The following is a 25,866-nucleotide window of genomic DNA, read 5'->3' as shown; positions in this document are numbered from 1 at the left end:
TCTATGACGCAGGGCGTTCGCATCCAGCCGGGGACGTTGCTTGACCGAAATCCTTGCCGCCGCCATCGCCCAGACGGGGCCGTGGCTGCATTTCGAATCGCTCGGGCTCGATCCCGTGGCGCTCGATCTGGGGTTCTTCCAGCTCAAATGGTATTCGCTGGCCTATATCGCCGGCATCATCATCGGCTGGTGGTATCTCCTGAAGCTGCTCGAACGCCCCGGCGCGCCGATGAGCCGCCAGCATGCCGACGATCTGGTGTTCTACGCCACGCTCGGCATCATCCTGGGCGGCCGGCTGGGCTATATCCTGTTCTATCGCCCCGACCTGTTCGGATCGCCGCTCCAGATATTCCGATTGTGGGACGGCGGCATGTCGTTCCATGGCGGCGTCATCGGCGTGACGCTGGGGATCATCGCGCTGGCACGCAAGCACGGGCTCAACTGGCTGCGCGTGCACGACTATGTCGCGTGCTGCGTGCCGTTCGGCCTGTTGTTCGGGCGGCTTGCCAACTTCATCAACGGCGAGTTGTGGGGCCGCGTGACCGACGTGCCCTGGGCCATCGTCTTTCCGCGCACCGGGCTCGACCTGCCGCGCCATCCCAGCCAGCTCTATGAAGCCGCGCTCGAGGGGCTGGTGCTGCTGGCGGTACTCGCCTGGTTCTTCTGGCGCACGCAGGCGCGCTATTATCCAGGCCGGCTGGTGGGCATCTTCCTGCTCGGCTACGGCTCGGCGCGCTTCTTCGTCGAGTTCTTCCGCGAAGCCGACGAGCAGTTGATGTGGCTGCAGGACGCGACCGGCCTCAACATGGGGCAGTATCTGTGCCTGCCGATGATCTTCGGCGGCGTCTATCTGATCGCGCGCTCGAAGGCGCGGCGCCAGCGCGTCGAGCCGATCGTCGGCGAAAGCGTGGCGTGACCGACGAGCGTACCGTGACCGCTGCCGATCCGGCGCTGGCCGAGCGCATGGCGCGAGCGATTGCGCTTGCCGGGCCGGTGTCGCTTTCGCAGTTCATGGGTGCGGCCAACGCGCATTACTACGCGACGCGCGATCCGCTGGGCGCGCGCGGCGACTTCACGACCGCGCCCGAGATCAGCCAGATGTTCGGTGAGCTCGTCGGCCTGGCGCTGACTGACCTGTGGCACCGCGCCGGACGGCCCGATGCGCGCTATGTGGAATATGGCCCCGGTCGCGGCACGCTCGCCGCCGATGCGCTGCGCGCGATGGCGACGGTGGGGCTGGCACCGCCCGTCCACCTGATCGAGACCAGCCCGGCGCTACGCGCGAAGCAGGCAGAGGCGGTGCCGGGCGCCGAATGGTGCCTCGATCTGGTCGGCGTGCCCGAGGACGGGGCGCTGCTGGTGGTCGCCAACGAGTTCTTCGACGCGCTGCCGATCCGCCAGCTCGTCAGGACGCCCGAGGGCTGGCGCGAGCGGCTGGTGGCGTGTCAGGGCACGCTGTTCGTGCCGGTGATCGGCAACACGGTGTTCGACCCCATCGTGCCGCCGCAGTTTCGCGATGCGCCCGACGGCGCGATCCTCGAGACGTCGCCCGCCGGCGTCGCGGTGATGCGCGCGCTGGCGCGGCGCGTGGTGGCGCAGGGCGGCGTCGCGCTCGTCATCGACTATGGCTATCGCGGTCCCGCGATCGGCGACACGTTGCAGGCGGTGCGCGGCCACGGCTTCGCCAATCCGTTCGACGATCCGGGCGAGCAGGACCTGACCGCGCATGTCGATTTCGGCACGCTGGGCGAGGCGGCGGCGGCCGAGGGGGCCGTGGTGCATGGTCCGGTCGAGCAGGGCGCGTTCCTCGAGGCGCTGGGCATCGGCCCGCGCGCCGAGGCGCTGGCGCGTGCGGTGCCGGGCCATGCCGGGCAAATCGAGGCCGATCGCGCGCGGCTGACGGGCGCCGAGGCGATGGGCAAGCTGTTCAAGGTGCTGGCGATCACCGCACCCGGCTGGCCGGTGCCCGAGGGGCTGGCATGATCGCCTATCGCGCCGGCCATGCGGCAGATGCCGATGCGTTGGCGGCGATGGCGCAGCAAAGCTATATCGAGACGTTCGGTACGCTCTATGCCCGCGCCGATCTCGACGCGTTTCTGGGCGACGTGCTTGCGCCCGAGCGGTTCGCGGCACAACTTGCCGACCCCGCCTATCGCTTCCGGCTGGCGACGATCGAGGGGCAGCCCATCGGCTATGCCAAGCTGGGGCCGCAATATTTCGAGGATTTCCCCGCCGATGCCGCGTGCCTGCACCAGCTCTACGTGCTGGCGGCGCATCACGGCGACGGACCGGGGCGCGTGCTGATGGACTGGGCGCTCGATGCCGCGCAGGCCGAGGGCAAGGCCGAGATGTATCTGAGCGTGTTCGTCGACAACCATCGCGCACGGCGCTTCTATGCGCGCTACGGCTTCGTCGAGGTGGGCAAGTACGTCTACATGGTCGGCACGCAGGCCGATGACGACCGCATCCTGCGGCTCGCATTGTGAGCGCAGTCGAGGTCATTCGCGCCGACGCGCTTTCGGGCGTCGCGCACGGGTTTCTCGGGCGGCGCGGCGGCGTGTCGGGGGGTATCCACGCCGGACTGAACGTGGGGCTGGGATCGCACGACGAAGCGGGCGCAGTCGCCGCCAATCGCATCGCGGCGCGCGACGCGGTGCTGCCGGGCGCCGAACTGGTGACGCTGTTCCAGATCCATTCGGGCGATTGCGTGACGGTGTGCCAGTCGGTGCCCGAGGCGCTGCGCCCGCATGCCGATGCGCTCGTGACCGACCGGCCGGGCCTGGCGCTGGGCATCCTGACCGCCGATTGCGCGCCGGTGCTGCTCGCCGATCGCGAGGCGGGCGTGGTGGGGGCGGCGCATGCCGGCTGGAAGGGTGCGTTGGGCGGCGTGACCGACGCGACGATCGCGGCGATGGAAGCGCTGGGCGCACGGCGCGCGCGGATCGCGGCGGCGATCGGCCCGTGCATCGCGCGCGCAAGCTATGAAGTCGATGAAGGCTTCCGCGCACGCTTCTGCGCCGCCGAGGCGGCGAACGAGCGCTTCTTCGTTGCGGGGCAGCGCGCGGGCTACTGGCATTTTGATCTCGAGGCCTATGTCGCGCACCGACTCGCAGCGGCGGGGCTGGCGCGCATCGAGGCACTCGGCCTCGATACCTATGCCAAGCCCGACCGCTTCTTCAGCTATCGCCGCGCGACGCATCGCGGCGAACCCGATTATGGACGACAGATCAGCATCATCGGGTTGTAGGCACCGCACAAAAATATGGGAGCCGACCCCTTTCGGAGCCGGCTCCCTTCCCCCGGTACGCCACGCGAGGGAACTCTCGATACGCTACGCGAGAGAAGATCGATCAGCGGAAGCGACGGCATCCGCGCGGCTGGCCGGCACGGTCGATCTCGCGACCGGCGAGGGCGCCGACGCCACCGCCCAGCACGGTGCCGAGCAGGCGATCCCCACGCCCGGCGACCTGGTTACCGAGCAGACCGCCCGCGACGGCACCGATCACGGTGCCTTCGGTGCTGCTGCACCGGCGCGGCGTGCGGCGGCGGTTGTTGCCGTAATAGCGGCGATCGTCACCGCGCCAGCGGCGCTGGAAGTCGGCCGAGGCATCGGCACTGGCGATGCCGGGCACGGCGAAGGTCGAAGCGGTGCCGATGCCCGTCGGCGCGACGGCCGTCGGCGCGGCATGGGCGGCGGTGGTCCCCATCAGGATCGCGGCCCCCGCCAGCGTCAGTTTCTTGAACATCGTGTTTCTCCTCGTTCCCTTTAAGCGATTCGATTGCCGGCGAACGGGCAGTGCTCGCCGTCGACGCAGCCCTTCTGGCCGATTCGCCTTGAGCCGATACTGAATGCGCATGTTATCCGCCGTTCAGGATGGCGGCCCGCGCCGGCGGGGGGTGGAGGCGCGCGCCGCAACCGTCTAGGCGCCGGGCGTGCGTTTGCCCGCTATTCCCCGCCTGCCGCTGTCGGTGCTGCTGATGCTCGTGTTCGTGCAGGACTATGCGGGCGATGCCGGCGTGCCGCTGCCGCCGGCGCGGCCGGACCTTCAGCTGACGCCGGTGCCGCTGTTTCCCGGCGAGCCGGCGCGGCGGCGGCTGGGGGCGCTCAGCTATCTGGGCGGCGTCGCGATCCGCGAGCGGGGCGGGGGCATCGGCGGCTATTCGGCGCTGAGCGTCGAGGGCGATCGCTTCACGCTGGTCAGCGACCTTGGCAACGTGCTGCGCTTTCGCCTGGCGTTGCCGGGCGAGGCGCGCGACGCCCGCGGATGGGCGTTGCCCGAGACCGGCAACAGCGGCTGGTCGCGCCCCGCGCGCGATTCCGAATCGATGGCTCACGACCCGGCGACGGGCACGCGCTGGCTGGGGTTCGAGACGAGCAACCGGATCGTGCGCTACGACGACGCGCTGGCGACCTCGACCGGGATGGCGCGCCCGCCGCTGATGCGCGAATGGCCGCGCAACGGCGGTGCCGAATCGCTGGTGCGGCTCGCCGACGGCCGCTTCGTCGCCTTCGCCGAGATTGCGCGCGGCAAGCTGCGCGGGACGCGCCAGGCGGTGATGTTCGCGGGCGATCCGGTGGCGGCGCCGGCGCGCGCCTTTGCCTTCACCTATCGTCCGCCGCGCGGCTATCGGCCGGTCGACGCCGCGCAACTGCCCGACGGGCGGCTGCTGGTGCTGACGCGTGCCTTCTCGCTGCCCTTCTACTTCCGCAACACGATCGAACTCGTCGATACCGCGGCGATCCGACCGGGTGCCACCATCAAGGGACGCACGATCGCGCGGCTCGAACGCCCGGCGCTGCACGACAATTTCGAGGGGATGGCGATCGTGCGCGAGCGCGGCGCGACGATCCTGTGGCTGGTGTCCGACGACAACCAGATGGTGCTGCAACGCACGCTGCTGCTCAAGTTCCGCGTCGATGCGTCGCGCCTGCCGCCGGCGCGATGATACGCAAAAGGCCCGCGACGCCAGGGGCGTGCAGGCCATTCACGTCGATCACACAGCAGCACCAGCCGGCGCCGCGCGGATCAGGCAGCGGCGGTCGCGAGCTTCTTGGCGACTTCGCGCTTGAGGCGGCGTGCGCGCAGCGACAGATCGTCGTCGCTCGTCTTCACCAGCCAGTTGTCGAGCCCGCCGACATGCTCGACCGAACGCAGGCCATGCGTCGACACGCGAAGCTTGACGCTCTTTTCGAGCGAATCGGACATCAGCGTCACATTCTGCAGATTGGGCAGGAAGGTGCGCTTGGTCTTGTTGTTGGCGTGGGAAACGTTGTGGCCCACCTGCCGGCCCTTGCCGGTCAGCTCGCAAATGCGCGACATGATATGATCCTGAGTTTCGGGTTGCCCGGAAAGAGCGCGCCGATACCTTGTGCCGCCGCCGCGGTCAACCGATTCCGCCCGGTCGGTGCAACCGGCGCGCCGCACGCTGCGTTGTTGCGGCGACGTTTCGATCGGTTCAAGAGGGAAATCATGCGCGCCATCCTCGTATTGCTCGGCCTTGCCGCGCTCGTGCTCGTCATCCTCATGTCGCTGGGCATGGTGAGCCTCGACCAGACGCAGTCGGCGCAGCTGCCGACGATCCGCGTCGAAGGCGGGCAGGCGCCCGAGTTCAAGGCCGATGTCGGCCGGATCGACGTGCAGACGGTGAACCGCACCGTCGAGGTGCCGACGCTCGAGGTCGAGAAGGCGGAGGGCGCGCGATAAGCGCGGGCTGGCTGCCGGCACCGATGCGTGCCGCGCTCGAAGCCGCGCGCGCGGCGGGCAGCGCGAGCGAAGTGCCGGTGGGCGCGGTGGTGGTGCGGCGCGGCGAAATCGTCGCCACGGGCGCCAACGCGCCGCGTGGCACCTGCGACCCCACTGCCCATGCCGAGATCGTCGCGATCCGTCGCGCGGCACAGGTGCTGGGCCGCGACCGGCTCGAGGATTGCGACCTTTGGGTGACGCTCGAGCCCTGCGCGATGTGCGCCGGCGCGATCGCCCATGCCCGCATTGCGCGGTTATATTGGGGAGCGGCCGATCACAAGGGCGGCGCGGTCGAGCACGGCCCGCGCTTCTTCGGCCAGCCGACCTGTCACCATCGGCCCGAACTATATGGCGGCATCGGCGAGAGCGAGGCGGGTGCGCTGCTGCGCGAGTTTTTTGCGGAACGACGGAGGTAGGGGGGGGCGTACCCGCCACCTTGCTGACGCGAGATAGGACCGCGGCCGATCGGCAGACCGGCCGCGGTCCTGTTTCCTCAATACCCCGTGTCGCCCTGCGTGACGGGCACGAGCTTGATCTCGACGCGGCGGTTCTGGGCGCGGCCGTCCTCGGTCTCGTTCGACGCGATGGGCTGCGTCTCGCCGAAGCCGCGCGTCGCCATGCGCGCCTGCGCGACGCCGCGCGTGCTGAGATACTGCGCGACCGACGCGGCGCGGCGCTCGGACAGGCCCTGGTTATATTGGTCCGAGCCGGTCGAATCGGTGTGGCCGTACACATCGACATAGGTCTGCTCGTAGCGCGCCAGCACGTCGGCGACGCGATCGAGCGTGCCCTGATATTGCGGCTGGATGGTCGCACTGTCGTAGGCGAAGGTGATGCCCGAGGGCATGTTGAGGATGAGGTCGTCGCCCTGACGGATCACCTCGACGTCGGTGCCCGCGGTGCGCTCGCGCAGCTCGCGCTCCTGGCGATCCATATAGGCGCCGATGCCGGCACCCGCGAGGCCGCCGATGCCGGCGCCGAGAATCTTCTCGGTACGGTCGCGGCGGCCGCCGACGAGATCGCCGAGCAGATAGCCGCCTACCGCGCCGCCGATGCCGCCGATCGCCGCCTTGGAGATGCGGCGCTCGCCCGTCACCGGATCGGTGACGCAGGCGGCGGTGACGCTGAGCGAGCCGATCGCGGCCATCGCGAGCAGTTTGGACTTCATCTGCATGTCGTGAACCTTTCTGATCCCCGTTTAAGTCTGGCCGCGTAACAACCGGCCGGGGCGCTTGTTCCGCGACGGTAGCTGAACGCGCTGGCCATTGGCGCTTGTGCGTGGTCGCGGCTTTGCCGTAAGGACCGGGCTGCCCGCCGATGGACCCGCTTCCCCCTTTTCCCTGGATCGACTGCGTCATCATCCTCGCTTTGGTGGCGCTCAACGGCGTGTTCGCGATGAGCGAGCTGGCGCTGGTCTCGGCGCGCCGTGCGCGGCTGGAGGCGATGGCGCGCGGGCGCAACCTGGGCGCGGCGGCGGCGCTCAAGCTGTCGGACAATCCGGGCAAGTTCCTCTCGACGGTGCAGATCGGCATCACGCTGGTGGGCATCGTCGCCGGCGCCTATTCGGGCGCGAGCCTTGGCGGGCCGACCGCGGCGCGGATCGCGCGGCTGGGCGTCGAGGCCGAGCTGGCCGAGACGCTTGGCTTCGTGCTCGTCATCGGCGCCACCACCTTTCTCTCGCTCGTCATCGGCGAGCTGGTGCCCAAGCAGTTCGCGCTGCGCTCGCCCGAGCTGATCGCCTCGGTGATCGCGATCCCGATGCGCGGGCTTGCATCGGTGGGTGCGCCGTTCGTGTGGCTGCTCGATTCGACCACCGGGCTGGTGTTCCGGCTGCTAGGCCTCAGCCGCGAGGCCGAGAACAGAGTGACTGCCGAGGAACTGCACCTGATCGCTGCCGAGGCGACGCGATCGGGGGTGATCGAGGAGCATGAGCGCTCGATCATCTCGGGCGTGGTGCGCCTCGCGGACCGGCCGGTGCGCGAGATCATGACGCCGCGCACCGAGGTCGAGTGGATCGACGCGACGCTCGACCACGACACCATCTGCGAGCGGCTGCGCGATACCGAGCACACGCGCCTGCCGGTGGGCGAGGGATCGGTCGACAGCGTGATCGGCGTGGTGCAGGCGCGCGACGTGGTGACGGCGCTGATCGCGGGCACCACGGTCGATCTGCGCGCGCTGGCACGTGCCGCGCCGGTGCTGCCCGATCAGGTCGATGCGATGGACGCGCTGGCGATGCTGCGCCGCGCCGACGTGCCGATGGGCTTCGTGCACGACGAATATGGCCATTTCGAAGGCATCGTGACGCCCGCCAACCTGCTGGCGGCGATCGCGGGCGAGCTGCGCTCCGACCTCGATGCCGGCGACGAGAAGGCGGTGATCGAGCGCGAGGACGGATCGCTGCTGGTCTCGGGCGCAATGGCCGCCGATGCGCTGGCCGAGCGGCTGGGCATCGAGCTGCCCGAGGACCGCGACTATGCGACGGTGGCGGGGTTCGTGCTTGCGGCGCTCCGGCGGCTGCCCGACGAGGGCGACGATTTCACCGAGCAGGGCTGGCGTTTCGAGGTTGTCGACATGGACGGCCGCAAGATCGACAAGCTGCTGGTCGCCGAGGTCGGCTGAGCACCTCTCCGGAACGGGAAGGGGGACCGCGGCCGAAGGCCGGGGTGGAGGGGGGCGGCGCTGGCCGCTTCCGCCATTCGTCGATCAGGCGCGGTGCCAGTCGCGGCGCAGGTGGCGCACCGCCAGCAGCATGAGCGCCGCCGCGACGATATAGAAGGACAGCGCCGCGACGGTGGCGTAGCGCAGCGCCTCGTCGCCATAGGCCGCGGTCATGCCGTCGGACATCGCGCCCATCACCCATGAGCCGAGCCCCAGGCCGATGAGGTTGTTGATGAGCAGGAAGCAGGCGCTGGCGGTTGCGCGCATCTGCGGCGGCACCAGTCCCTGGATCGCGGTGTTGACGGGCGCGAGCCACAGGATGTTGAGCCCGTTGGGAATGAGGAACAGGAACCACGCTACGACGGGCGAGGGCGAGAGCAGCCCGGCGGCGAACAACGGCACCGTGACGAGCCAGGCGATCGCGGGCAGTTTGGCATAGGCGCCCTTGTCGGCTTGGCCCAGCCGGTCGGCGAGCACGCCGCCGGCGAACACGCCCGCGCAGCCGCCCACCAGCAGGATCGAGCCCATGTAGAGCGCGGCGTCGAACAGCTCGAAGCCGAAGCTGCGGATGAGTACCGACGGCACCCAGAAGGCGAGGCCATAGCCGCACATCGAGCTGAACCCGGCCGCGAACCCCATCAGCCAGAAGCTGGGTTTGGCGGCAAGCATGCGGAACACCGTGCCCGCGGCAGGGCGCTCGGCGGCTGCGGTCACGTCGATCGCGTCGCTCATGCCACGCGGCGGCTCGCGCACGATCAGCCGGAAGACGGGCGCGATCGCGACGCCCGCGACGCCCACGACGATGAAGGCGGTGCGCCAGTCGACCGTGGCGGCGATGAAGCCGCCGAGGATCGACCCGCCGGCAAGCCCGATGGGGATGCCGAGCGAATAGATGGCGAGCGCACGCGCGCGCCGCTCGGGTGGGAAATAGTCGGCGATCATCGCATAGGAGGGCGCGACGCCACCGGCTTCGCCCACCCCCACGCCCAGCCGGAAGGCGAAGAGCTGCCAGAAGCTGGTCGCCACCCCGCACAGCGCGGTGAAGCCCGACCAGATGGCAAGCGAGATGGTGATGACCCAGCTGCGGCTCGTCCGATCGGCGACGATCGCCAGCGGCACCGCCAGCGTCGAATAGAGCATCGCGAAGGCGATGCCGCCGAGCGCGCCCAGCTGCGTGTCAGTGAGGCCGAGATCGGCCTTGATCGGCTGGACGAGGATGCCGAGGATCTGCCGGTCGAGGAAGTTGAAGGTGTAGACGATGAGCAGCATCGCCAGCACCGTCGCGCGATAGGCCGGCGTGGGCGGCGCCGTCATGCTTGCGGCCTGTCTCATCACGCGCCCCTCGTCCTGTCCTTGTGCCCGATGCCTAAGGCGCGCCTGTAGCAACGGCAAGGGCGGGCACCCTGCGGCGCCCGCCCGCCCCCCTTTAGAACTGCACCCCGAAGGTGACGTAGAATTGTCGCGGGTTGCCGTAGAAGGCGGTCGCCACGCCCTCGCGGCCGAGCGAGGGGGTGAAGGTGCCCTGCGGGTTGATGATGGGAATGCCCGTGGTCGGATTGGCCGCCGCGAACAGATAGCCCGAGGTGATGTAGCGCTCGTCGGTCAGGTTCTTGCCGTGCAGCCCGATCGAATAGCGCGCATCGGGGCCGAAGCTGTAGTTGATGCTGGCATCCCACAGCGCGAAGCCGGGCTGGTCGAGGAAGGGATTGGGCACCTCGAACTGCGTCGTCTCGCTGCGGTAGGAAAGCGTGGTCGAGGCGTTGAGCTCGCCCGGACCCACCTGCGCGATGGCGCCGAGCGTGCCGCTGGCGGTCCATTCGGGCGTGTTCTGGATGCGGCGGAAGTCCGACACCTCGGCGCCCGACGGGCCGATGAAGCTGTCATATTGCGCGTCGATATAGCCGAGCGTGCCCGCGAAGGTCAGCTGCGAGCCCGCGCCCGCAAAGCCGCGCGCCAGTCGTGCGAACACCTCGGCCTCGATGCCCTTGAGCGTCGCGGCGGCGGCGTTGGTGGTGACGCCGGCAAAGCCTTCGAACACGCCGTCGCCATTGGCGTCGACGCCAACCGAGCCGGGCACCTGCACGTCGCTGTAATCGGCCCAGAAGCCCGTCAGCTGATAGGTGAAGGCGCGATCGAACAGCGAGCCCTTGAGGCCGACTTCGTAGCTGTCGACCTCTTCGGGCTCGAACAGGAAGAAGTCGTAGATCTCGTCATACTGGATGCCGGGCACGCCGTTGGTATTGGGCGCGATGTTGGCGTTGCCGCGCGGATCGAAGCCGCCGCCCTTGAAGCCGCGCGACCACGAGGCATAGACGAGCGTATCGGCATTGGGCTTGATCGACACCGAGGCGCGCGGCGTCCAGCGCTCGAAGGTCGCCTCGCCGCTGAAATCGGTGATCGGCGCGCCCAGATTGGCGCCCGCGCCGCCGAATTCGGGATCGGCGCCGCCCAGCCGGTTGGCCTTGAAGATGTCCGACGCGCGCGTGTCGCTGGTATAGCGTACGCCGCCCGCGAGGCTCAGCCAGTCGGTGACGTCATAGGTGAAGTCGGCGAAGCCCGACCAGGTATCGGTCCGCACGTCGCCCGCGGTCTGCTGGCCGAAGCCCGCGCCCACCGGGAGGCCCAGCAGCGGGCCGGTGGTGGCGAGGATCACGTCGAACTTGGTCGATGCGCGCGCATCGAGATAATAGAAGCCGACAAGGCCGTTGAGCCGATCGCTTTCGTACAGCAGCTGGAATTCCTGGCTGATCTGCTCGTTGCGATAGACCGCGGGCACATCGACATCGACGGCGGGCAGCGCGTCGAAATCGATGGGCGTGAAGCTGGTGTCCTTGCGCCATGCGCTGATGCTGCGCAGCGTGAAGGCGTCGGAAAGCTGCGCCGACACGTTCATCGCGAGGCCGCCCGCCTCGATATCGTTGACCGGATTGGCAAGGCCCGCGCGCGTATCGAACACGTCGTCGAGCACCGGCGCGCCCGATTGCAGGCCGGGGATGAGCCGGTGGCCGTTGCGCGCATTCGACTTGTCGTGCGTGTAGTCGCCCGAGATGCGCACGAACAGGCGGCTGTCGGGCGTCTCGAACTCGACGGTGCCGCGCCCGGCCCAGATATCCTTGTTGTAGTTCTCGATGCCGAGCGTGAGATTGTCGCCGAAGCCGCCGCGGCTGAGACGCGCGCCGGCAAGCCCCACGCGGATGCCGTCGGTGAGCGGCGCCGAGACGCTGAGCACGGCATCGGCCTGGTCGTAGCTGCCATAGGTGGCACGCGCGCGCACCGAGACCTCGTCGGGCAGGCGGCGCGTGACGTACTTGATCGCGCCGCCGATGGTGTTGCGGCCGTAAAGCGTGCCCTGCGGCCCGCGCAGCACCTCGATACGCTCGACGTCGTAGATGTCGAGCAAAGCTGCCTGCGGGCGGTTGAGATAGACGTCATCGATATAGAGGCCGACGCCCGCCTCGAAGCCGGGAACCGGATCCTGCTGGCCGACGCCGCGGATGAAGGCGGTAAGCGTCGAGTTGGTGCCGCGTGACGGCTCGAGCGTGACGTTGGGCGTGGTGTCGCCGATGTCCGACAGGTCGATGGCGCCCTGCGCCGCCAGCGCGTCGCCCGAATAGGCGGTGATCGCGATCGGCACGTCGAGCAGCGTTTCCTCGCGGCGGCGCGCGGTGACGACGATGTCCTGATCGCCCTGCGCGCCGGGCTCGGCGAGTTCGGCCTGCGCCAGCGCCTCGGGATCGGCCTGCTGCGCGAAGGCGGGGGCCGCGGCCATGATCGCGCCGGCGGCGACGGTCAGATGCAGAAAATTGCGAGCGTGCGTGAATGGCGATGCCATGCGAAATCCCCTCCCGATGCGATGCCGTTATCCACGGCTTGTCCAGTTCTGCGCGGTGCTATACTGAAACCTGAACCGGGTTTCAACTTGGGAAATGGGGGAGGGCGCATTGGCGGCAGCAGAGAAACCGCAGGCCGGAACGATGGCGTCGGCCGCGAGTGCCAGCGAAGGCAAGGAGCCGCGGACCGAACGCGGCCGCAAGACGCTGCGCGCGATCCTCGACGCTGCGGCGCTCGAATTCGGCGAGAAGGGATTCCATGAAGGCTCGGTGAGCGGCATCACCCGCCGCGCGGGCGTGGCGCTGGGCAGCTTCTACACCTATTTTGATTCGAAGGACGCGGTGTTCCGCGCGCTGGTGCGCGACATGTCGGCGCAGGTGCGCGACCATGTGGCGCCCGCGATCCGCGCGGCACCCGATGGCATCGCCGCCGAGCGCGCAGGGCTGGAGCGCTTCATCGGCTTCGTGCGCGCGCACAAGGAAATCTACCGTATCATCGACGAGGCCGAGTTCGTCGACCCCGAGAGCTTCCACGCGCATTACGCGACGACTGCCGAGCGCATCCACGCGCGGCTGCGCGCCGCCGCGGATCGCGGCGAGGTGCGCGGCGACGTCGGCGAGGCCCATGCCTGGGCGATCATGGGGATGAACGTGTTCCTGGGCCTGCGCTTCGGCGTGTGGGAGGAGGACCGGTTGCCCGAGGCGATCGCCGGCGAGATCGCCGAGTTCCTGCGCCACGGGCTCGCGCCGCGCGGGTAGCGGGCGCTATTGCGCCAGCTTGTCGCGCAGACCCGCCAGCGCGCCGAAGGCACCGGTGCCTGCCTGATCCTCGCCGAGCACGCCTGCCTCGCGGAGCGCGGCATCGGCGGCGGGGCTGCGCGGGAAGGGGGCGAGCGCCAGCGCCAGCGTCTCGGCTGCCGCTTCGCCCAGATCGATCGCGCTGCCGGTGAAGAACATCGTGTCGCAATCGTCGGCGTCGAGCTCGACCTCGTCGGGCAGCGCCTCGCCGGGTTCGGGCACGAAGCGCAGCACGAAATCCTGTTCGATCGTCGCGGGCACGGGATCGCCGGTGGCGATGCAGGCCTGTGTCGCCGCCGCCCTCAGATGGCCATGCGCGCGCACGCCATCGCCTTCGCGGCGCAACGTGTAGCTCGCTTCGAGCCGATCGAGCGCGAGCAACGCGAAGCGGCGGGCGAGCGCGGCGCGTTCGTCGGGCGTCGCCTCGACCGCGACGTCGCTTTCGCCCATGCCGATGCGATCGAGCCGGTGCGGGCGGGGAAACTCGCTGGCGGTCATGCCGGCAGCGCGCCTTCGCGCAGGCGCGCGACGGGTATATCGCCGAGTGCGGCGTGGAACGCGCGCAACCGGGTGTCGACATGTGCGAGCGCTTCGGGCGCGGGCGGGGTGCCGCGATAGAGGTTGCGCACCAGCGCGGGTTCGAGCGAGCCCGCGCCGAGCGCATCGCGATAGGCGCCGAGCCGGCCGCCGAGCATCCCCATCATCCGCCCGATATGCTTGCCGACGGTGATGTCGCCGATGCCGATCTGGCGCAGCTGGCCGTCCATGTCGTCGACGAAGCATTCGGCAAGCGAGGCCGACAGCACGCGCGCGTCGCGATCCTCGCCTTCGGCCTCGAGCCGCAGCATCACCATCGCCAGCACCGCCGCCACCATGTCGAACCGTCCGTCGACGCTGTCGGCGACGCGGCCGGCTAGATACCAATGCTCGTCGCGTGCGCGCGCGACCACGGCGTCGTAGAGCGCGGCGGCGTCGCGCGGTTCGGCGCGGCCGAAAAGTCGTTGCAGCAGGCCCATCATATCCCGTCATGGCGCGCAGCCTTGTTTGGCGGCGCTCAGGCGCATATTGAGGGCAATCGCCCGCGATGCAATCGGTCGGGCGGGGTATCGCTTGAGTTCAGGAGCATTTGTTCATGTCGCCGAAGCTGTCGACGATCGGCCCGCGCGGGCTCGTTCCGGTCCTGGCGCTGGGGCTTGCGCTTTCGGCGTGCGCGCCGCTGCGCAGCCATCAGGGCTATGTGATAGACGCCGATCTGGTCAATTCGGTGCAGCCCGGCGTCGACAATCGCGAATCGGTGCTCAAGGTGCTCGGTCGCCCGACGCTGACCGCGCAGTTCAACGAGGGCGAGTGGTATTACGTCTCGCGCGACAGCCGCAACCTCGCCTTCAACAATCCCGAGGCGCACAAGCAGACGACGCTGCGCATCCGCTTCGACGAGGCGGGCGTGGTGCAAACGATCGACCGGATGGGCGAGGAGCAGATCGCCTCGGTCGATCCCTTGTCGAAGAAGACGCCGACGCTGGGCCGCGACAAGAGCTTCTTCGAGGAGCTGTTCGGCAATATCGGCACCGTCGGTGCGCCGGGGGCGGGGCCGGGAGCGGGCGGCCAGCCCTGATCGCCCGTTTGAGAATGCGCCATAAGCGCATTCCAGCGCCGGCACCGAACTCCCGAACGTTCTCCAAGCGCGCGGTACGCGGTTAATCTTCCTGTCTGGCGGCTGACGGACATGTTCCCGACCGGTTCAGGGCGGCTCTCCTAAATCCTTCTCATCGGCAGCGAAGACGATTCGCCGCCGGGTGTTGAAGGAGGATCGCTCATGCGTAAATTTGTCCTGACCGCGCTGATGGCCGCAGTCGCCATGCCGGCGGTCGCGATTCCCACCGTAGCCAGCGCGCAGTCGCAGCGCGAAGTGCGCGAAAGCCGCCGCGACCTGCGCGAGGAGCGGCGCGAGCTGCGGCAGGCGCAACGTTTCGGCGACCGCCGCGACGTACGTCGCGAGGCGCGCGACGTGCGCCAGGCACAGCGCGAGCTGCGCCGCGACGTCAACGACCGCAACCGCCGCTGGGCGCGCAACGACTGGCGCGACTATCGTAACGGCAACCGCGCGCTCTATGCCCGCGGCAACTGGCGCGCGCCGTTCCGCTACAACCAGTTCCGCGCCGGCACGCGCATCGCGCCCACTTATTATGGCCAGCGCTACTGGATCAACGATCCGTGGCGCTACCGCCTGCCGCCCGTCGCGCGCAACCAGCGCTGGGTGCGCCATTACAACGACGTGATCCTGGTCGATTATCGCCGCGGTCGCGTGGTTGACGTCATTCGCGGCTTCTACTGGTAAGCCGCGCCAACAGCCCAACAGGAGGGCCAGCCCCGGTCGGCGTCGCAAGGCGCCGGCCGGGGTTCGGGCGTTTTGGTGCGGCTGGGCCGATTAGGGCTTGGTAGCATGGCGGATAGGTGAGAAAGCTGGAGCCGATCGGATGTCGATCTGCCTTCAGGAGAGCGTACGTGCTTTTTCACACCATGGTCGGATCGAACGATATTGAACGGTCCAAGCGCTTCTACGACAAGGTTCTCGCCACCTTGGGTGCTGGGGAAGGGACGCGGAACATCGCTGACAGCGGCCATACTCGTCTGATCTACAATAACGGCAACGGGACCAATCTCATCGTCAGCCAGCCGATCAACGACGAACCGGCAAGCGTCGCCAACGGTAGCACCGTCGCCTTTTCGTGCGACTCGCCCGAGCAGGTGAAGCAGCTTCACGATACCGCCGTTGCCGCTGGCGGGACCTCGATCGAAGCTCCGCCCGGGCGGCGTGAAACGGCTTCCCTCGGCACCGTCGTGCTGGCCTATTTTCGTGATCCTGACGGCAACAAAATGTGCGGCATTCATTTTCCTGCCTGATCCGTCCGGCGCAGGTCCGCAACTGACCCTAGCGGACCTCGACCATGCGATCCCGAGAACGTCTGATTTTCTGCCCAAACCGAACATTCGGCCAGCAAACCGAAGGTGGTACGTTACCGCTTCACCCGCCGCAGTCACGCGTACACCCCTGAACGGCCGCGCCGCGGTTACGCAGCGAGCGCGGCCGGTGCGATACAGCACCAGTCCCGAAAGGGGTGTAGGACCATCGCGCGCAACGCGCGGGCGGCGTTTTGGTTCTATCGGATCGTGAAGCGGATCTGATCGACGATGCGGCCATCGGGTGCCAGCAGTTGCAGGCGGTGCATCCCCGGCCCGGCGAGCATCAGCGCGCCGCCATCGGCCGGCCCCAGATCGCGCCGGTCGATGCGCAGGCGGTGGCCGGCGACGGGGCCTGCGACGCCCACCGCAAGCCGCTGGCGCGGCGCCGGAATATCGGGATCGAGCGCATAGACGCTGCCCGCGACGGGGCTGGTGATGCGCGGCCGGCGCGCAGCTTCGGGCGCCATCGCCACCTGCGGCTGCGCGGTGCCGCGCACGAACCACTCGCGACGCGGAGCGGCGATGCCGCCGGCGAAGCGCACCGGCACCGCCTCTACATCTCCAGGCGGGCGCGGCGCGGGCGGGGGATTGCCGGCATGCAGCGCCAGCATCAGGTCGCGCCAGACGGGTGCTGCGCCGCTGGTGCCCGATACCGCGCGCATCGGATCGCCCTCGGCATTGCCGATCCATACGCCCACGGTGAAGCGCGTGGTGAAGCCGATGCACCAATTGTCGCGCATGCCCTTCGACGTGCCTGTCTTCACCGCGGCCCAGAAGGGGAGGCGCAGCGCCGAATCGCTGCCGAAGCTGGCGGCGCGCGCATCGGGATCGGCAAGCATGTCGGCGACGATGAACGCCGCTGCTGCACTCGTAACAGGGCGGGGGGCGGTGTCTGGCGCATCGCGCGTCCAGCGCAGCGGCGCGTAGCGACCGCGATCGGCGAGCGCGCGAAAGGCGGCGACCTGCTCGGCAAGCGTCACCTCGGCCGAGCCTAGCGCCAGGCTGAAGCCGTAATATTGTCCGTCCTCGGTCAGCCCGCGATAGCCCATGTCCCACAGCCGGTCGCGGAATGCATCGGGCCCGGCGAGCAGCAGCGTGCGTACCGCGGGCACGTTGAGCGACCCGGCAAGCGCCGCGCGGACGGGCACCGGGCCCTTGAAGGCGCGATCGTAATTCTGCGGCACGTACAGGCCCGAGGCGGTGTCGAGCTGCACCGCCGAATCGTCGAGGATCGAGGCGGCGGTGAGATAGCCGCGCTCGATTGCCTGCGCGTAGAGGAAGGGCTTGAGCGTCGATCCGGCCTGACGATAGGCGGCCGCCATGTCGACCGCGGGCGCGCGCGAGGCGCCGCCGATGCCACCGACATGCGCCAGCACGTCGCCCGATACGTTGTCGACGACGATCACCGCGCCGTCGCGCGCGCGCGTGCCGCCCAGCCCCTGCAACTGCCGCCTGAGCGCCCGAATCGCGGCCTGCTGCACGCGCGCGTCGAGCGTGGTGGCGATTCGCAGCCCCGGCCTAGTCAGCAGCCGGTCGGCCAGATGCGGCGCGAGGCCGGGGTCGAGCTGGAGACTACGTGCCGGCCCCAGCATCGCGGCGGCCTGCGCGGGCAGGCGCGTGCAATCGCCGTCGCGCAGGATCGCGCAGGCGCGCGCGGCGAGGCGTGGGGCAGGTGCGGCGGGATCGGGCAGCAGGGCTGCGAGCAGCGCGGCATCGTCGCGCGTGAGCGTGGCGGGCGTCTTGCCGAACAGCCCGAGCGCGGCGGCGCCGACGCCCTGCGCCTCGCCGCGAAACCCCGCAAGATTGAGATAGGCCTCAAGAATCGCGTCCTTCGACCAGCTGCGCTCGATCGCGCGACCGGCGCGCATCTGCCGGAGCTTGTCGAACACGCCGCGGCGGCCGGGCGTGGCGAGCGACGGCGCGAGCATGCCGGCGACCTGCATCGAGAGGGTGGAGGCACCGCGTACGCGCTTGCCCTCGATCCGGTCGCGCAGGCTGCCGGCGAGCGCCAGCCAGTCGATGCCGGCATGGCGCGTGAAGCGGCGATCCTCGGCGGCGATCACCGTCGCGCGGACGACGGGGGCGACGCGATCGAGCGGTGTCCAGCCGAGCCGGCGATGCGCGAAATCGACGCGGCTGCTGTCGATCAGCCGGCCGTGGCGATCGTATAGCCATGCCTCCGATGGCTGCCATTTCGCCCGCACCGTCGCCACATCGGGGAGCGGCAGCGGGCGCGTGGCATGATCGAGCCCCACACCGAGCGCCACCGCGCCGATCACCGCGCCCGCAGCAAACGCCGGTCTCACCGCTCGGCCACCACCATCGGCGCGTTGGGCAGCGCGGCGCGGATCGCGGGCGAATACATCGCCTCGACGCGGCTGGGGGGCAGTTGCAGCCGGCCGGCGCCGTTGAGCCGCATCGTGTAACTCACGCTGTGCCGCCCGCGCGGCATCCAGCCGAAATAGCCGCGCCATGCGTCCTGCCCGCGCTCGACATAGGAGGGCGCCAGCCCCGCGCCATCCTCGCCCTCGCGCAGCAGCGCCGACTGGTTGGCCATGCCGCCGATAATGGTGGCGCCGGCGGGCACCGGATCGCTGATGACGACCCAGTTGCGTGTCGCCGATGCCTCGACGCTCAGCGTCACGCGCACCACATCGCCGCGCGTCCAGCGGCCGGGCATGCGGCGCTGCACCGCCTCGACCGAACGCGTCAGACGATAGCCCGCCGCGAGCGGCTGCATCAGCGGCACTGCTGCCTTGACCGAGACGGTCGCCCACGGCCCCGCACCACCCGACTGCGCCAGCAAGAGGCTGGCGGGGGCAGCGGGGAGCGCGAAGCGCAAGAGTCGCTGCTCGAGCGCGAGCGGCCAGCTTCGAGACTGGCGCGCGCTGCCGAGCGCGGCGGTGGTGGTGCCGGCGATGGCGCTCGCCGGATACATCGCCTCGAACCGTCGCGTCGCGATGGTGCCCCAGGCATTGGCGGTGGTGGTATCCCAGTGGCCGCGCCGCTGGCGCAGCGCAAGGCCGGTCATCATGCGCGGGCCGTCGTCCTGCCAGCCGGGTCGGCCGAGCGTGGCGAGCAGCGCCTTTGCCGCCGCCTCGTCACCCGACGACAAGAGCCACCATGCCGCGTCATCCTGATCGGTGAGATCGAGCCGCGTGCCTTCATAGGCGAGCCGACTGCGCAGCACGTGCTCGCCCTCGGCGCGGAGCGCCGATGCGTTGGCGAGGCCCGGCACGCGATCGAGCGCGATCAGATATTCGGCAAGGCTCGCGGTAGGCATCTCGGCGGTGCCGATGCCGAGCTGGCCGGGCATCGCCGGCGTGGCCGCGCCCGCACGCGCCAGCGCGGCGAAGGCGGCGACGCGCTGGAGCCGGACATCGCCATAATCCTCGCGCCGTAAGCGTCCGTCGAGCACCGCGCGCAGCGCCTCGATCATACGCGCGCGCGGCTGTGGCGGAAGCGTCAGGCCGGCCTCGCCCGTGATGCCGAGCACATAGGCGGTGAGCGCCTCCGATCCCGGCAGCGTCTCGCCGGGGAAGAAGCGCAGCAGGCCATCACCGTCGAGATACGCGGGCAACTCGCCCGCCAGCCGGTTCCACGCCGCCATGTCGCCGAGCGCGATCGCCTTCGACAGCCGCTGCTCGAAACAGGCATAGGGATAGGCGGCCATGTAGTCGCGCACGCCAGCGAGCGAGGGGGCGAGGCTGTCGGCAAGCGCCACCTCGACGCCGCCGCGGCCCGGCAAGGCGCCGGCGGGCGGGGCGATCGGCAGGCTGCCGCCCGCGCCGATGCGTGTGAGCGCCGCTGCCCATGTCTCGACCGGAACGGCAGGCACCACGGCCTGCGTGGCGGTCAGGCGATCGGTCGCGCGCCCATCGGCGCTGCGTGCCGTCACCTGCCAGCGCAGCGTTCCTGAATCGGCAGGCGCGGTGAGGTTCCACGCGACGGGGGCGGCGCCGCCGGCAGGGATATCGACGGTCAGCGGCCGGCCGCGCGCGATGGCGGGGAACAGCGCGACCTCGGCGGTGACGCGCATCGGCCGGTCGGAGCCGTTGCGCAGCGTGAAGCCCGCGCCAAACTGGTCGCCGGTGCGCACCAGCGGCGGGACGCCGGCGAAGATGCTCAGATCCTGCTGCGTGCGCACGCTTGCCGATCCGGTGCCGAAGCGATCGGCACCCGCCGTGGCGATGGCGACGAGCCGGAAGGACGAGAGTGCATCGGAAAGCGGCACCGCAACCGCCGCGCGGCCTTGCGCGTCGAGCGGCACGCGCCCGCGCCAGAGCAGCACGGGCTGGAAATTCTCGCGGTTGAGGCCCGACAGATCGCCGCCGCCGCCGCCGCCCGGCGCGGCGGTCTTGCGGCCATAATGACGCTTGCCCACCACCTGCATCTGCGCGGTGGCGGTGAGCACCGAGAGCGGCCGCTCGCCCATCATCGCGGCGAGTATGTCCCAGCTGTCATTGGGGGCAAGCTGGAGCAGCGCCTCGTCGACCGCGACGAAGGCGAGATCGGCGGCAGGCGCGGGCGTGCCGTCGGGATTGCGCACCTGCACCAGCGCGCGCGCGGTGTCGCGCGCGGCATAGCGCTCGCGATCGGCCTTCACCGCTACCTGCATGCGGTGCGCTTCCCAGCCCACCTGCACCTTGGCGATGCCCAGCCGATAGGCGGGCTTGGCGAGATCGACCGTCGCGGTCGGTCGCGCGCCTTCACGGTTGAAGAAGGGCAGCCCCCATTCGCGCGCGAGATTGGCGAGCCACAGGCTCCAGCCACCGACGCGCCCGCGCACCGCCAGCACTGACACGAACACATCGGGCGCATAGGCGCCGGGCATCGGCACCTCGACCACCGGGTCGGCGCCGTCGAGCTGCGTCACGAAGCTGGCGATCACGCCCTCGCGCTCCACCGTCACCAGCGCGGTCGCCTCGCGGAAGGGCATGCGCACCTGGAAGCGCGCGGTCTCGCCGGCCTTGTAGCTGGTGGCTTCGGGAATGACGTCCATCCGGTCGCCATTGTCGCCGCCGAACCACCAGTCGTCCTCGCCGGTCAGCCATACCGATCGTGTCGCGCGCGCGACATTGCCGTCGGCGTCGCGCGCGGTGACGACGGCATAGACTTCGCCCGAGACACCGGGGTCGAGCGCGCATTGCGCCAGCCCCAGTGCGTCGGTGGTGGTGGTGCATCCCTCGCCCAGCTTCACCGTGCGCATCCGGTTGTCATAGGCATAGAAGCCGCCGATCAGCCGCCGGCGCGCGGTGAGGATTTCGCGGCTATAGAGTTCGACCGTCAGGCGCTGGCCCTCGATCGGCCGGCCTTGCAGGTCGAGTGCGACGAACTTGAGGCGCAGGTCGTCGGCCTGCATCATCCAGCCATCAGTGCGCACGCCTATCTGCACCGCGGCGGGATGGATGGCGATGCGGCGCGAGGCGGTGAGCATCTCGCCATTGGCATCGGGATAATCCATCTCGACGAGCATGTCGGCGGCGCCGGTCAGCCCTGCCGGCACGTCGAGCGCGGTGCGTGCGGTGCCGTCGGCGCGCAGTATGGCGGGCAGCGTCTGGGTGGGGGGCAGGGGGGCGGCATCCTCCTCGCCCTCGCCGTTGAGCGGCTTGACCCCTTCGGCGATCGCGGCGCCGCCGAAGGTGAACGCCTCGTACCCGTCGGGCGCGGTGGTGCGCTCGCTCCAGCCGACGCGCAGATCGACGGGGAGGTTGGCCGCGCCGCCGCCCGAGAGATAGCCGACGAACAGATCGACGGGCACGCTGGCGGGGCGCACCGGCGGCGCCTTCGGCCCCGTTACGCTCGCGCGCATCGTCGGCAGGCGGTATTCGTCGACGCGGAACGACTGCTCGGTATAGATGGTGCGGTCGCCGACCGTCACGCGCAGGTCGTAATCGCCCATCGGCGCGCCGTCCGGCGCCGCCCACTCGCTCTCGCCGATGCCGCCCGCGTCGATCGAAAGCGGCAGCTCGAACATCGTGTCGGATCCGCGATGCTGGAGCGTGAGCGTGCCTTGCCAGCCGCCCGCAGCCTGGAACCCCTTGGCCACCGGGCGGCGGACGATGTGCTTCATGTGGATCGTCTCGCCCTGCCGCAGCAGCGCGCGATCGAACACGGTGTGGACGATCTCCTCGCGCTCGTCCCAGCCATAGGGAAGGTCGAAGTCATAGGGGCGGATGCCTTCGCCCCATTCGGTGAGCGTGAAGCTGAAATCGCCTGCCTTGCGCGCCGACACCATCAGCGCATGCGGCGATCCTTCATTGTCGCAGTCTGAATAGGTCTGCGGCTCGGGCAGGCCGCCGCCCACGCGCAGCCGGCCCTGCGCATCGGTAGTCCCGCGCGCCAGCAGGCGGCCGGTGCAGCTGTCGGTCACGCGCACCTCGGCGCCGCCCACCGCCTTGCCGCTGTCGAGCGCCGTCACCCAGGCGAGCGATGCGGCACGGCCCCATTTGAAATGCACCGCCATGTTGGTGACGAGCGCGCCTGCCGCCACATAGCGCGGCGCATCGCGGCCGAGCAGCGCCCGACCGAGTTGCGGCGACGCCAGCTCGACGACGTAGAAGCCCGGCGTCTTGAGCGGGATGCCCACCACCTCGAACGCCTTGCCCTTGCCCGGCAGGTTGACGCGAAACTGGCCGCTGCGCCGGCCGGCGAGGATCGAGCGCGATCCGGTATCGTTGATGCGGACTTCGCGCCCGCCCTGCGTGACGGTGCGGATATCGGTATCGTCGGCATCGTCGATGGTGCGCAGCCAGCGCGCGATCTCGCCGTCGGAGGCGTCGACGCGCAGGCTGGCGCCTGTCACATTGGCGTTGCGCCCGCCAAGTTCGGCCTCGACGTTGCGCACCGTCACGGACAGCACGCCGCCCTCGCTTGCCTCGAGGATGCCGAAAGGGGCGGCGAACTTCACCAGTGGCGGCGCGGCATCGAAGCGGACCGCCAGCGGGAATCGCTCGGCATTGGCGAGGGCACGACCGCTCTCGTCGCGGATGCCGGCGGGCAGCGTGAGTTGCGCGCTGGCGTCGGCGGGCAGCGGCGCGGCGAAGCGGATGTCGGATAGCGTCGCCTGCCTTTTGTCCTCGTCGGTAAGGCTGGGGGCAACGCTGGTGCCGTCGGCGAAGGTCAGGCGGATCGCCTCGGCCTGCGCGCGCGGAATCGGCGCGGTGAAGCGCACATGACCGGGCTGCACCGGGCTGCACCCCGCCTGCGGATTGACGCGCGAACATTCGAACCGCGCGGTAAAGGGCTTGCGCACGGTATAGTCGAAGCGCTGGTCGGTGCCCGCCGCACGCCCGCCGGCGCCGGTGATGCCCGCGCCCCACACCAGCGCCATCTCGCGCCCTGGCGGCAGCGGGCGGCGGCATTTGAGCGCGGTGACACTGGCGAGCGCACGATCGCGCCCGGCGGCATCGGCAGGCAGCGCATCGCCCAGGCCGGCGTCGGTCAGGAAGCCGCGCAGCTCCCACCGATCGGTGCCGATGCGCCGCACCAGCTCGCTCGTCTGCGCGCGCGGCAGGATGTCGACGGGAATGCGCTCGCCGATGCCGTCGACGGCGCAATAGGCGTGCTCGGCGACCGATCGCGGTGCGGCGGCGCCGTTCGATCCGACGAGGAACACCTGATCCTCCTCGATCTCGCCGCCATAACGCGTGGGCAGCACGGCGCGCGCGGAGGGGCCGCCGGCATCGACGGTGAAACGCGTCTGCCCCGCTACGGCATAGCCCGCGGCGCTGCGCAGTCCCTCGCGCAGCGTGAAAACGCATGCGGTGCCGGCGGGCAAAGGGGCGGCGAAATCATGGACGTAGCTGCGCTGGTCGGTCCAGCGGCCCGAGCCGCCCATGGGGCATTCGACCGTGACGGGCGCGGCGGCGCGTGGATCGCCGAGCGCCACCATCGGCTGGTCGAAGCGCAGCGTGAAGCGTTCGATTGCGCCGCCGCCATAGCCGGGTGTCGCCAGCTCGACGCGCGGACTGGTATCGCCCAGCGCCACCAACGGTGCCACCGCGAGCGCCAGCGCCCCCATTGCGACTCGCATCCATCCCTGCATCGCCAATCCCCCGATCGCTGATGCAGGCTACGCGCTCGCGCGGCGAATGCCACGAAAACTATCGGGTCGGCCGTCTCAGAATCGACGCCAGATCGCGCCCGCCGCCCAGCCGAACAATACCGAGAGTGTGACGGCGGCGATGCCGTAGAGGATCGAGGCGTTCTGCGCGGCGCTGGCGACGAAACGCTCGAAGCCCGATTTGCGGATGTCGATCTCGCGCACTGCCGCCGCCAGCACGCGTCCGTCGCGGATCAGGAAGGTCTCGGCGGTGAAGCGCCCCACGGGCACGCGCGCGGGGATCGCCACGCGCGCGCGGTAGAGCACGCCATCGGTGATCTCGACGGCGCCCGGCGCCTCGACGAACAGCCCGGTGCGGCGGCGCAGGTCAACTAGACCCTGAACGAAGCGCTGCTGCACCTCGCTTGCGGCGGTGCTGACGGGCGAGAGTTGCAGGCTGTCGAGCCCCAGCTCGTAGATCGCGCGCGTGCGCTCGTCGACGATCTCGTCGATCGGGCGTGACGAGGCGATCGCGTAGAAGGATGGCGCCGAGCGGTAGCGCATCGATTCGGCATTGACCCAGATGCCCGCTACCTTGGCCTTTTCGCGCATCAGCACCGATTGCGTGGGGCCCTTGACCACCACGACGATCTCGGCGGCGTCGTCGCCTTCGGCGGGGCGGGCGCCGTCGGGATAGAGGATCGCGCCGAACAGCAGCAGCTCGGCGCCGGTGAAGCTGTAGATGATTTCGATCTCGCGCTGCGACACGTCGGGCACGAGCACCGGCGCGCGCGCACCCGCCAGCAGCAGCGCCGCGAGCAGCAGGCCGAGCACGCGCATCATGCAGGCTCGACCGAATAGATTTCGCCCGGCCGCCAGCCGAGGCCCAGCGCCATGCGGATCGCCACCAGCAGCACGAGCGCGGCGAGCACCATGCGCAGCTGGTCGGGCCGCAGCTTCTGCGCGAGGCGCGCGCCGATCTGCGCGCCCGCCACCGATCCCAGCAACAGGAGCACCGCGAGCACGATGTCGACCGCCTTGGTGGTGACGGCGTGCACCATCGTCGCGGCACCCGTGACGAACAGGATCTGGAACAGCGACGTGCCGACCACGACCTGCGTCGACATGCCGAGCAGATAGAGCATCGCGGGCACGAGGATGAAGCCGCCGCCGACGCCGAGCAGCATCGTCAGCACGCCCGTCGCGAAGCCCAGCAGCAACGGCGCCAATGGCGAGATGTAGAGGCCCGAGCGGTAGAAGCGCCAGCGCAGCGGCAGCGCCGCGACCAGCGGATGATGGCGCCGGCGCCGCGCGGGCGGACGCGCGCCCTTGTGCACGCGGCGCGCATCGACCGATTCCTTGAGCATCAGCCCGCCGATCGAGCCGAGCAGCAGCACGTAGAGCACGGCAATCACCGTATCGATGAGGCCATTGGCGCGCAGTATCTCGAACAGCCACGCGCCGGCCCCCGCGCCGATGACGCCGCCGGCCACCATCACCCCGCCGATATGGAAGTCCACGCCCTTGCGCCGCACATGCGCGAACACGCCCGAGACGCTGGCGCCCGTCACCTGGCTCGCCGCCGATGCCGCCGCGACGGTGGGCGGGATGCCGTAGAAGATGAGCAGCGGCGTGGTCAGGAAGCCGCCGCCGACGCCGAACATGCCCGACAGCAGCCCCACGCCCAGCCCCAGCGCGACGATGACGAGCGCGTTGACCGAAAGATTGGCGATGGGGAGATACAGGTCCATGGCAATCCCGCGTTACACGCCCGCAGCGCTGGGGCGAAGGCCGGATTGGCCGCCGATACCCCGCGAAACGTCGG

General features: G+C 69.9%; 23 protein-coding genes. 12 read left to right on the top strand and 11 right to left on the bottom strand.

Going from position 1 to position 25,866, the window contains the following annotated elements; translation table 11 throughout:
• The first annotated feature begins 40 nt into the window (after positions 1-40).
• From lgt to pgeF, 4 genes are read left to right on the top strand one after another with little or no spacing between them, the layout of a single operon-like run.
• Positions 41-916, top strand: a complete 876-nt coding sequence (gene lgt / locus FBR43_RS00905) for a prolipoprotein diacylglyceryl transferase (RefSeq protein ID WP_136941363.1) — start codon at positions 41-43, stop codon at positions 914-916.
• A complete protein-coding gene (locus FBR43_RS00900) occupies positions 913-1,983 on the top strand; it encodes a class I SAM-dependent methyltransferase (protein ID WP_394344001.1) in 1,071 nt (356 codons plus the stop codon). The genes lgt and FBR43_RS00900 overlap by 4 nt, the downstream gene beginning before the upstream one ends.
• Complete coding sequence (locus FBR43_RS00895; RefSeq protein ID WP_136941362.1) at positions 1,980-2,486, top strand: GNAT family N-acetyltransferase; 507 nt, start codon at positions 1,980-1,982, stop codon at positions 2,484-2,486. Before FBR43_RS00900 ends, FBR43_RS00895 begins: the two co-directional genes overlap by 4 nt.
• Positions 2,483-3,247, top strand: coding sequence for a peptidoglycan editing factor PgeF (gene pgeF / locus FBR43_RS00890; protein ID WP_136941361.1), 765 nt, complete (start codon positions 2,483-2,485; stop codon positions 3,245-3,247). Before FBR43_RS00895 ends, pgeF begins: the two co-directional genes overlap by 4 nt.
• Before the next feature lie 103 nt (positions 3,248-3,350).
• Here the strand turns inward: pgeF and FBR43_RS00885 are convergent, their stop codons facing one another.
• Entirely contained in the window at positions 3,351-3,746 is a 396-nt protein-coding gene (locus FBR43_RS00885; protein WP_136941360.1) for a glycine zipper 2TM domain-containing protein, read from the bottom strand.
• Between the two features lie 187 nt (positions 3,747-3,933).
• Here FBR43_RS00885 and FBR43_RS00880 point away from each other — a divergent pair, with 187 nt between their 5' ends.
• Positions 3,934-4,947 (top strand): esterase-like activity of phytase family protein, encoded by a 1,014-nt coding sequence (locus tag FBR43_RS00880; RefSeq protein ID WP_249276384.1) that lies wholly within the window; start codon positions 3,934-3,936, stop codon positions 4,945-4,947.
• An 80-nt stretch (positions 4,948-5,027) separates the two neighbouring features.
• Here the strand turns inward: FBR43_RS00880 and rpmB are convergent, their stop codons facing one another.
• Complete coding sequence (gene rpmB / locus FBR43_RS00875) at positions 5,028-5,321, bottom strand: 50S ribosomal protein L28 (RefSeq protein ID WP_136941359.1); 294 nt, start codon at positions 5,319-5,321, stop codon at positions 5,028-5,030.
• A 150-nt stretch (positions 5,322-5,471) separates the two neighbouring features.
• On the opposite strand from rpmB, the gene FBR43_RS00870 reads away from it, so the two are divergent.
• Positions 5,472-5,705: a hypothetical protein gene (locus FBR43_RS00870; protein WP_136941358.1), complete on the top strand. Its 234-nt coding sequence runs from the start codon at positions 5,472-5,474 to the stop codon at positions 5,703-5,705.
• Between the two features lie 23 nt (positions 5,706-5,728).
• Positions 5,729-6,160: a nucleoside deaminase gene (locus FBR43_RS00865; RefSeq protein ID WP_136941357.1), complete on the top strand. Its 432-nt coding sequence runs from the start codon at positions 5,729-5,731 to the stop codon at positions 6,158-6,160.
• Positions 6,161-6,237: 77 nt separating this feature from the next.
• Here the strand turns inward: FBR43_RS00865 and FBR43_RS00860 are convergent, their stop codons facing one another.
• Positions 6,238-6,912, bottom strand: a complete 675-nt coding sequence (locus FBR43_RS00860) for an OmpA family protein (RefSeq protein ID WP_136941764.1) — start codon at positions 6,910-6,912, stop codon at positions 6,238-6,240.
• Positions 6,913-7,061: 149 nt separating this feature from the next.
• Here FBR43_RS00860 and FBR43_RS00855 point away from each other — a divergent pair, with 149 nt between their 5' ends.
• Positions 7,062-8,366, top strand: coding sequence for a hemolysin family protein (locus FBR43_RS00855; RefSeq protein ID WP_136941356.1), 1,305 nt, complete (start codon positions 7,062-7,064; stop codon positions 8,364-8,366).
• An 84-nt stretch (positions 8,367-8,450) separates the two neighbouring features.
• On the opposite strand, the gene FBR43_RS00850 is transcribed toward FBR43_RS00855, so the two are convergent.
• Entirely contained in the window at positions 8,451-9,737 is a 1,287-nt protein-coding gene (locus FBR43_RS00850) for a spinster family MFS transporter (RefSeq protein WP_249276383.1), read from the bottom strand.
• 94 nt (positions 9,738-9,831) lie between these two features.
• Complete coding sequence (locus tag FBR43_RS00845) at positions 9,832-12,237, bottom strand: TonB-dependent receptor (protein WP_249276382.1); 2,406 nt, start codon at positions 12,235-12,237, stop codon at positions 9,832-9,834.
• Positions 12,238-12,379: 142 nt separating this feature from the next.
• Here FBR43_RS00845 and FBR43_RS00840 point away from each other — a divergent pair, with 142 nt between their 5' ends.
• On the top strand, positions 12,380-12,994 hold the full coding sequence (locus FBR43_RS00840) for a TetR/AcrR family transcriptional regulator (protein ID WP_136941355.1): 615 nt from the start codon (positions 12,380-12,382) through the stop codon (positions 12,992-12,994).
• A 6-nt stretch (positions 12,995-13,000) separates the two neighbouring features.
• Here the strand turns inward: FBR43_RS00840 and FBR43_RS00835 are convergent, their stop codons facing one another.
• Both FBR43_RS00835 and FBR43_RS00830 read right to left on the bottom strand, forming a co-directional pair.
• The gene (locus FBR43_RS00835; RefSeq protein ID WP_136941354.1) at positions 13,001-13,531 is read right to left on the bottom strand and encodes a YceD family protein; all 531 of its coding nucleotides are present in this window, start codon (positions 13,529-13,531) and stop codon (positions 13,001-13,003) included.
• Positions 13,528-14,049, bottom strand: a complete 522-nt coding sequence (locus FBR43_RS00830; RefSeq protein WP_169542450.1) for a ubiquinol-cytochrome C chaperone family protein — start codon at positions 14,047-14,049, stop codon at positions 13,528-13,530. Before FBR43_RS00830 ends, FBR43_RS00835 begins: the two co-directional genes overlap by 4 nt.
• 116 nt (positions 14,050-14,165) lie before the next feature.
• Here FBR43_RS00830 and FBR43_RS00825 point away from each other — a divergent pair, with 116 nt between their 5' ends.
• The 3 genes from FBR43_RS00825 (at position 14,166) to FBR43_RS00815 (ending at position 15,937) form a co-directional block, all read left to right on the top strand.
• A complete protein-coding gene (locus FBR43_RS00825; RefSeq protein WP_136941352.1) occupies positions 14,166-14,648 on the top strand; it encodes an outer membrane protein assembly factor BamE in 483 nt (160 codons plus the stop codon).
• 201 nt (positions 14,649-14,849) lie between these two features.
• Positions 14,850-15,371 carry an RcnB family protein gene (locus tag FBR43_RS00820; RefSeq protein WP_136941351.1) on the top strand — a complete coding sequence of 174 codons (522 nt, stop codon included), beginning with the start codon at positions 14,850-14,852 and terminating at the stop codon, positions 15,369-15,371.
• A 167-nt stretch (positions 15,372-15,538) separates the two neighbouring features.
• Complete coding sequence (locus tag FBR43_RS00815) at positions 15,539-15,937, top strand: VOC family protein (protein ID WP_136941350.1); 399 nt, start codon at positions 15,539-15,541, stop codon at positions 15,935-15,937.
• A gap of 257 nt (positions 15,938-16,194) precedes the next feature.
• Here FBR43_RS00815 and pbpC read toward each other — a convergent pair whose 3' ends face one another.
• The 4 genes from pbpC to FBR43_RS00795 form a co-directional block, all read right to left on the bottom strand.
• Complete coding sequence (pbpC, locus tag FBR43_RS00810) at positions 16,195-18,303, bottom strand: penicillin-binding protein 1C (protein WP_136941349.1); 2,109 nt, start codon at positions 18,301-18,303, stop codon at positions 16,195-16,197.
• Entirely contained in the window at positions 18,300-24,020 is a 5,721-nt protein-coding gene (locus FBR43_RS00805) for an alpha-2-macroglobulin family protein (RefSeq protein WP_136941348.1), read from the bottom strand. The genes pbpC and FBR43_RS00805 overlap by 4 nt, the downstream gene beginning before the upstream one ends.
• 99 nt (positions 24,021-24,119) lie before the next feature.
• Positions 24,120-24,884 carry a TIGR02186 family protein gene (locus FBR43_RS00800; RefSeq protein WP_136941347.1) on the bottom strand — a complete coding sequence of 255 codons (765 nt, stop codon included), beginning with the start codon at positions 24,882-24,884 and terminating at the stop codon, positions 24,120-24,122.
• Complete coding sequence (locus tag FBR43_RS00795) at positions 24,881-25,792, bottom strand: sulfite exporter TauE/SafE family protein (RefSeq protein ID WP_136941346.1); 912 nt, start codon at positions 25,790-25,792, stop codon at positions 24,881-24,883. The genes FBR43_RS00800 and FBR43_RS00795 overlap by 4 nt, the downstream gene beginning before the upstream one ends.
• Positions 25,793-25,866: the final 74 nt, after the last annotated feature.

The sequence above is a fragment of the Sphingomonas baiyangensis genome, assembly GCF_005144715.1.
GTDB lineage: Bacteria > Pseudomonadota > Alphaproteobacteria > Sphingomonadales > Sphingomonadaceae > Sphingomonas > Sphingomonas baiyangensis.
This window is presented reverse-complemented; position numbering and strand designations above follow the sequence as displayed.

Bases quoted from the DNA above. Each gene is read 5' to 3' on its own strand.
- FBR43_RS00895 (WP_136941362.1), top strand. From the start codon at position 1,980: ATGATCGCCTATCGCGCCGGCCATGCGGCAGATGCCGATGCGTTGGCG.
- FBR43_RS00885 (WP_136941360.1), bottom strand. From the start codon at position 3,746: ATGTTCAAGAAACTGACGCTGGCGGGGGCCGCGATCCTGATGGGGACC.
- rpmB (WP_136941359.1), bottom strand. From the start codon at position 5,321: ATGTCGCGCATTTGCGAGCTGACCGGCAAGGGCCGGCAGGTGGGCCAC.
- FBR43_RS00870 (WP_136941358.1), top strand. From the start codon at position 5,472: ATGCGCGCCATCCTCGTATTGCTCGGCCTTGCCGCGCTCGTGCTCGTC.
- FBR43_RS00865 (WP_136941357.1), top strand. From the start codon at position 5,729: ATGCGTGCCGCGCTCGAAGCCGCGCGCGCGGCGGGCAGCGCGAGCGAA.
- FBR43_RS00860 (WP_136941764.1), bottom strand. From the start codon at position 6,912: ATGAAGTCCAAACTGCTCGCGATGGCCGCGATCGGCTCGCTCAGCGTC.
- FBR43_RS00855 (WP_136941356.1), top strand. From the start codon at position 7,062: ATGGACCCGCTTCCCCCTTTTCCCTGGATCGACTGCGTCATCATCCTC.
- FBR43_RS00850 (WP_249276383.1), bottom strand. From the start codon at position 9,737: ATGAGACAGGCCGCAAGCATGACGGCGCCGCCCACGCCGGCCTATCGC.
- FBR43_RS00845 (WP_249276382.1), bottom strand. From the start codon at position 12,237: ATGGCATCGCCATTCACGCACGCTCGCAATTTTCTGCATCTGACCGTC.
- FBR43_RS00840 (WP_136941355.1), top strand. From the start codon at position 12,380: ATGGCGTCGGCCGCGAGTGCCAGCGAAGGCAAGGAGCCGCGGACCGAA.
- FBR43_RS00835 (WP_136941354.1), bottom strand. From the start codon at position 13,531: ATGACCGCCAGCGAGTTTCCCCGCCCGCACCGGCTCGATCGCATCGGC.
- FBR43_RS00830 (WP_169542450.1), bottom strand. From the start codon at position 14,049: ATGGGCCTGCTGCAACGACTTTTCGGCCGCGCCGAACCGCGCGACGCC.
- FBR43_RS00825 (WP_136941352.1), top strand. From the start codon at position 14,166: ATGTCGCCGAAGCTGTCGACGATCGGCCCGCGCGGGCTCGTTCCGGTC.
- FBR43_RS00820 (WP_136941351.1), top strand. From the start codon at position 14,850: ATGCGTAAATTTGTCCTGACCGCGCTGATGGCCGCAGTCGCCATGCCG.
- FBR43_RS00805 (WP_136941348.1), bottom strand. From the start codon at position 24,020: ATGGGGGCGCTGGCGCTCGCGGTGGCACCGTTGGTGGCGCTGGGCGAT.
- FBR43_RS00800 (WP_136941347.1), bottom strand. From the start codon at position 24,884: ATGATGCGCGTGCTCGGCCTGCTGCTCGCGGCGCTGCTGCTGGCGGGT.
- FBR43_RS00795 (WP_136941346.1), bottom strand. From the start codon at position 25,792: ATGGACCTGTATCTCCCCATCGCCAATCTTTCGGTCAACGCGCTCGTC.